This is a genomic window from Leptolyngbya sp. FACHB-36 (assembly GCF_014695955.1).
Lineage (GTDB): Bacteria > Cyanobacteriota > Cyanobacteriia > Leptolyngbyales > Leptolyngbyaceae > FACHB-36.
The window spans coordinates 1-6,467 of sequence record NZ_JACJPG010000170.1 but is presented as its reverse complement, the minus strand read 5'-3'; the positions used below and the strand labels follow the sequence as shown (position 1 = coordinate 6,467).

5 protein-coding genes are annotated in these 6,467 nt (G+C 53.6%); 2 read left to right on the top strand and 3 right to left on the bottom strand.

Features of this window, described 5'->3' with window-relative positions; genetic code table 11:
• Positions 1–279: 2-C-methyl-D-erythritol 2,4-cyclodiphosphate synthase (locus H6F43_RS02645; protein ID WP_190340453.1), on the top strand; the 279-nt coding region annotated here is incomplete at its 5' end.
• On the opposite strand, the gene H6F43_RS02640 is transcribed toward H6F43_RS02645, so the two are convergent.
• Positions 257–937, bottom strand: a complete 681-nt coding sequence (locus H6F43_RS02640) for a TrkA family potassium uptake protein (RefSeq protein WP_190340452.1) — start codon at positions 935–937, stop codon at positions 257–259. The two genes, H6F43_RS02645 and H6F43_RS02640, sit on opposite strands and share 23 nt — an antisense overlap.
• Before the next feature lie 204 nt (positions 938–1,141).
• Positions 1,142–2,185: a hemerythrin domain-containing protein gene (locus H6F43_RS02635; protein WP_190340451.1), complete on the bottom strand. Its 1,044-nt coding sequence runs from the start codon at positions 2,183–2,185 to the stop codon at positions 1,142–1,144.
• A 578-nt stretch (positions 2,186–2,763) separates the two neighbouring features.
• On the opposite strand from H6F43_RS02635, the gene crtO reads away from it, so the two are divergent.
• Positions 2,764–4,455: a beta-carotene ketolase CrtO gene (crtO, locus tag H6F43_RS02630; protein ID WP_190340450.1), complete on the top strand. Its 1,692-nt coding sequence runs from the start codon at positions 2,764–2,766 to the stop codon at positions 4,453–4,455.
• An 89-nt stretch (positions 4,456–4,544) separates the two neighbouring features.
• Here crtO and H6F43_RS02625 read toward each other — a convergent pair.
• On the bottom strand, positions 4,545–6,467 hold a 1,923-nt coding region (locus H6F43_RS02625; protein WP_190340449.1), incomplete at its 5' end, for a calcium-binding protein.

Here is a 6,467-nt window from a genome sequence, read left to right as displayed (position 1 = left end):
GCAGACAGCTTGGACTTGCTGGAGCAGGTCGATCGCCTCGTGCGTGAGCGAGGCTGGGCGATCGGCAATATTGACTCGGTGATTGTTGCTGAGCGTCCAAAGCTAAAGCCGCACATTGAAACCATGCGCGATCGGCTTGCGGCTGTGTTGCGCCTTCATCCCAGCCAAGTCGGCATTAAAGCCACAACGAACGAGAAATTGGACGCCACCGGGCGCGAAGAAGGCATTGCCGCCTATGCGGTGGTGCTGCTGTCGGCTAACCCGCACAGCCCTGAATAAAGTCAATAATTTCATGCATCACTCCCGGCTTAGTAACGATTAGCACGGTGGAATCCGGTTCCAAAATCGTGTTGCCGTTGGGAATCAGCAGATCCATGTGGGCGTGCGGTTGATAGCCGATAATCAGGGAGCCGGATGGGAAGCGGGAATCTTGAGCAATGTCAGCGACGCTGCGTCCGACGACTTTACAGTCTTTGGGAATTGCCAGCTTCAGCACTTCTATTTGCCCTTGCTCAAAGTGCATCATCGATTCAACTTGGGGATATTCGATCGCGTTCGCCATCGTGGAAACGGCAAGATCGATCGAGCTAATGACATGCGTTGCACCCGCAAGCCGATAGGGTTCTGCAAAGTCCCGGTGGCGCATTCGGACTAGGATGTGCGGCACGCCGTAATGCCTCGCAAGCGTTGCCATCGCCAAATTTAGGGCATCGTCTCGTAGCACTGCTGCCAGCGCATCCGCTTTGCGAATTCCAGCATCTAGGAGGCTCTCGATGCTGACAGCACTGCCTTCAAACGCCATGACGCCTAATTGCTCACGGGCATAACGACAGGCAACTGGATCAATATCAATGATCGCCACGGTATGCCGCAGCTCAATCAACCGCTGCGCTAGTTCTAAACCCATCAGTCCTGCACCACCAACCAGCACGTACATAGGATCTCCTGCTGCGTTCAGTGTTGATCACACTGTACACGAGTGAACCTTGACTTGGTTGAGACTCTTCGTGAGGAACAGCGGAACGATAAAAATTGAATGAACTTAGCTGTGACTTAACCAACTCGAAAAAGAATTCAAAAAATAGAAAAGGAGGGCGCGATCGCGCCCTCCTCCTTTAGAACCTCAACCTAGAACTCGGAGCTATTTAGGGTTAGCAGCCATTTCGTCTTGTACTTTGCTCTTGTACTGCTTAAACTGGGTTGCCAGCTGCTCGCTTTGGTCGCTGCTGAAGTTGTCACGAATTGCCGCAAAGAAAGTGCTTTCTTCCTGACGAACGTGATCCATGATTTCTTCGCGTAGCGTGCGAAGCTCATTCATGAAGTGCTCAGACATGGGATCCATCGATCGCATTTGATCCAACTTGGGCAGCCAAGAATCTTGCTCGCTGTACAGCTCTTGCAGATCGCTTTCTGCGTACTTACCACGAACCGCAGGATAAGCTACGTTATCTTCAGCCAGGATGTGAGCACGCAGATCCTTGTACATCTGACCAAAGTACTCACGACGCTTGTTCGGATCTTGGCTCTGCTCAATTTCTCCAAACAGCACCACCACTTTCTGGTGGTCCATGCGGAGGATATCTTGCAGGTTCATGTCCGACTTGTCGGAGGCTTGAGTGACTGCGCTACCAACTACACCCGTCATAGCGGCTACAGCGTCTTGCACCCGTGCCCACAGTCCTTGATCAGCTTCTTGTCCGGTTAGCTCACGCACGCCCAGGATTTCTAGAACGCCTTTGAGTTGCTCCTGGTGAGCGCGGTTTTCAAAGTTAACGGTGTTCAGCGGTGTGATAGCAGCTTCCACATCTGCACCCACTTTCTGAGCTGCCTTGTGAATGATTAAGCCAAGCATCACTTGCTGATGCTTTAGCAACTCATGCTGAAACACTTTTTCGTAAATGGTTAGCTTATCGCCGGACATCAGCTTTTCAATTTGCTGCATGTACTCGTTAAAGGTTTCTTTAGCTTCAGCTTTGACGCCATACTGCACCATCACGGTTTCCAAAACGCCCATGTTTTTCTGGTCGTCTTGTAGCATGTCTTGCAGGCGCTTGCTAATTTCGCTGTCGCCCACGGCGGAGATGAACTTTTGCTCGTTAGAAATTAGAACCTGCTGCAGAGCTTTCATCTCTGAGAGTTGCATGGCGATCGCCATGCGCTTCGTATCATCTAAAGTCATTACCATGGTTGTCTCTCCAATCGTTCTTCATCGGCGTATCTTTCTGTAAGAATGTCACATGGATCACGGTCCTTCATCTTTCGGATGGCTGAGGAGAAAATGTTTGCCCGCTCTGACTTCTGGCGTAGAGAGCGGGATTCGGCTTTAAGAACGGTTAAAAGAGCGACAAACCGCTCTTTTATTCCCATCACCATTAGAAGCACCTCATAAATCAATCAGCTCTGCGATGAGTTGTACGCTGATTGCGTCAAAGAACGTGAATGAAGCTAAGCGACCTATTCACAATCGTTGTGGAAATTTGCCCGATTCCAGCTATCACCTTCTAGATACTTTTCATACTGGATATCACTTCAAACGCAGTCATTTGGCTCCACACAGCGATCGGTAAACACGATCGATCCTCTAACCAATCACGCTGCTATCTCTGCCCTAGAAGTTTAGGTTCGTATCGTTAGCGCACAAAATCAGAGATTTCAAGCCAAGGGCGATACAATTTTTGCTATCCATGCCTTTTGAGTGATGGCGACTGATGCATGCAATCTTTATTTTCAAGATTGAAGAAATTGAATCCTGGAGCCTCACGGATGCAAGCCTACGATGTTGTGATAATTGGGGCAGGGCACAATGGGTTAGTATGTGCCGCTTACCTGCTAAAAGCAGGATATAGTGTGCTGCTATTGGAAAAGCGATCGGTTCCAGGCGGAGCCGCCACAACGGAAGCCGTGATTCCAGAGCTGCCGGAGTTTAAGTTCAACTTGTGCGCGATCGACCACGAGTTTATTCACCTCGGACCCGTGGTAGAAGAGTTGGAACTTGAGAAATACGGGCTGGAATATTTATTCTGCGATCCGGTTGCGTTCTGTCCGCACCCCGACGGCAGGTATTTCCTGGGGCGACGATCGCTCGACGACACCTGTAAAGAGATTGCGCAATTTAGTGAGCGCGACGCCAAGAAGTATCGGGAATTTACCGAATATTGGCAGCGGGCGATCGGGGCAATGATTCCGATGTTTAATGCGCCTCCGAAGTCGGTCGTTGATATTGTAGGCAACTACGACATCGCTAAAATTCGTGACTTGTTCTCGGTGATTGGCTCCGCCGATAAAACGCTGGACTTCATTCGCACCATGCTGACCAGCGCTGAGGATTTGCTGAATGAGTGGTTTGATGAGGAATTCCTCAAAGCCCCACTCGCGCGATTGGCAGCGGAACTGGGCGCACCGCCGTCGCAGAAGATGCTGGGCATTGGCGCAATCATGATGGCAATGCGGCACAATCCTGGCATGGCGCGTCCCAAAGGGGGTACAGGCGCGCTGGTGCAGGCATTGGTGAATTTGGTCACCCATTTGGGCGGCAAGATTCTCACCGACCAATCCGTGGAAAAAATTCTGATTGACGATGGACGTGCGGTAGGCGTCCGCACCCGGGACGGCAACGAATACCGCGCCAACAAAGGAGTGATTTCCAATATTGATGCGCAGCGGCTGTTTCTGTACATGCTGGACCCAGCTGATGTGCACGCCGCTGACCCCAACCTGCGAGAGCGATTGGAGCGTCGCATCGTCAACAACAACGAGACGATTCTTAAGATCGACTTGGCAATGGATGAGCCGCTCAAGTTCGATCGCTGGAACCACCGCGACGAGTACCTGATTGGTTCGGTGCTGATTGCCGATTCCGTTAAGCATGTAGAAATTGCCCACAGCGAGCCCGCGATCGGCAGAATTCCCGACGCCGATCCGTCGTTTTATCTGGTGCAGCCGACGATGCGTGATCCGTCGATGGCTCCCGACGGCAAGCACACCGTGTGGATCGAGTTTTTTGCCCCGTACAACATTGAAGGACTGGAAGGTACCGGGCAGCACGGCACGGGATGGACGGACGAGCTGAAGAACAAAGTCGCCGATCGCGTCGTGGATAAACTCGCTGAGTACGCACCAAACGTCAAGACGGCAACGATCGGGCGGCGCGTCGAAAGCCCCGCAGAACTGGGCGAGCGGTTGGGCACGCTCAAGGGCAACTACTACCACATCGACATGACGCTGGATCAAATGGTGTTTTTCCGTCCGCTGCCGGAACTGGCAAATTACAAAACGCCGATCGACGGCTTGTTCCTGACTGGCGCTGGAACTCATCCGGGTGGCTCGATTTCGGGAATGCCCGGACGCAACTGTGCGCGAGTGTTTCTGCATACGCAGGAGCCGATCGCTCAGAAGCTCCGCGACGCGAGAGACTCGCTCAAGTCCACTGTAGAATCAGTGTTCCGGATTAATTAATGATTTAGGGCGGGCAACTGCCCGCCCTAGTGAATGGTTAGCTGAGCAATCAGCAAGGCTCATTGGCTGCCGATGGCTTCAAGGAATTCTTAGATGGCGACAATATTGCGATGGGTTAGATTTAGTCCGGTTGCGAGCTGTGCGATCTGAGATTGAGCCGCTGCACCAATGCCATCTTCATCAAAGAACAGCGAGCCTGTGGATGGGTTGTAGATGAAGCGATCGCTAGTAGACTGCGCCGCTGCACCGAGCGTGAACTGGGCTTCTGTGATCGCCGCAAATAGCGCCAGTCCCTCAAACCCGAGCGCAGAGGCAAAGATGATATCTTCGGCAGTGGAGAAGTCAGTGATCGTGTCACTGCCCTCAAACGGCGTGAGGAAGCTAAAGAAATCGGCTCCGGCACCGCCAGTCAGAGTGTCAGTACCCACGCCGCCGATCAGCCGGTCGTTACCCTCACCGCCGTAGAGCAAATCGTCGCCTGTCCCGCCCTGCAGCCAGTCGCTACCCTCACCGCCCTCGATCGTGTCATTACCGCTGTTGCCAAACAGAGTATCATCACCGCCTTCTCCGTAAAGCACATCATCATTGGCGTTACCGCTGAGCCTGTCAACTCCCGCTCCCCCGTAAAGGGCATCGTTGCCGTTGCCGCCGTTTAGGGCGTCAACGCCATCGCCGCCATAGAGGCTGTCATGTCCGCTGCCGCCTGTAAGTTGGTCCTCGCCTGCATCGCCGTAGGCAACGATCGGGGTTGAGGTCGCGCTAGCGTTAAGTTTGTCATTGCCGTCACCGCCTGTAAATTTAATCAGCGTGACCGCAGTTCCCGTCAGATCGCCGACCGTGAACTGGTCATCTCCCGCTAGCCCATTGACCTCAACTGTTTCAGAGGTGTCGGTTGTGAGGGTAAACGGAACTAAGTTCGTACGATCGAAGACTGCCTTGTCGCCGCTCGCCTTGAGCACGAATTCATCGCCTGCGCCTGCCCCGTTGACTTCTACGACATCGTAGCCCGCACCACCGCTGATGGTGTCGCTGCCGTCACCGTTATTCCAGATCAAGCGATCGTCGCCCCAACCGCCGATCATGGTGTCATCGCCTCGGAACCCAACCACAGTATCGTTGCCCTCGCCGCCCGTGAGAGAATCAGCAGCTCTGCCCCCAGTCAGCAGATCATCGCCTGCACCACCGTCGGCAGAGATTGGCGTGTTGGTGCCACGACCATCGAGGCGATCGTTGCCATCGCCGCCCGTGAACCGAATCCGCTGCACATCGGTTGCCGACAAATCACTCACTTCTAGGCTGTCGTCGCCGCCGCCGCCATTGATCTCAAACGCCTCGGCATTATCGACCGTCAGCGTAAACGGCACTAGATTGAGCCGATCGAAGAGTGCCTTGTTGCCCTCTTGCTTCAGAGTAAAGACATCTCCTGCCGCGGCGGCTCCGTTGACTCCAACAAGATCGCTGCCTTCGCCACCGTCGATCGTGTCGCTGCCATCGCCGTTATTCCAGATCAAGATATCGTCGCCCCAACCGCCGATCATGGTGTCATCACCTCGGCTGCCGACGACGGTATCATTGCCATCGCCACCTTCTAGTGTGTCGCTGGCGTTGCTACCAATCAGAAAGTCGTTACCGCCATCGCCAAATGCAAAAAAGGAGGTGTTCGTTGCGCGCCCATCAAGGCGATCGTCGCCCGCCCCACCCGAAAATTCTATTCGTTCAACACCCGTGCCTGCGAGGTCCTGAATTGTGAAGCTGTCGTTGCCTGCGTCACCAGTCACCTTGAACTTCTCAACCGTGTCTACGGTGAGCTTGAACGGTCCTAAATTGGTGCGATCGAAAATGGCTTTATCGCCGTCTTTTTGCAGCGTGAAGATTTCGTCTTTTGTGGGCGCGCCAATGACATCCACGACATCGTAGCCCTCACCACCGCTGATGCGATCGCTGCCGTCGCCATCTGCCCAACCAATGGTGTCATTTCCCAGACCGCCCAGCAGCAGATCGTCACCTATGAA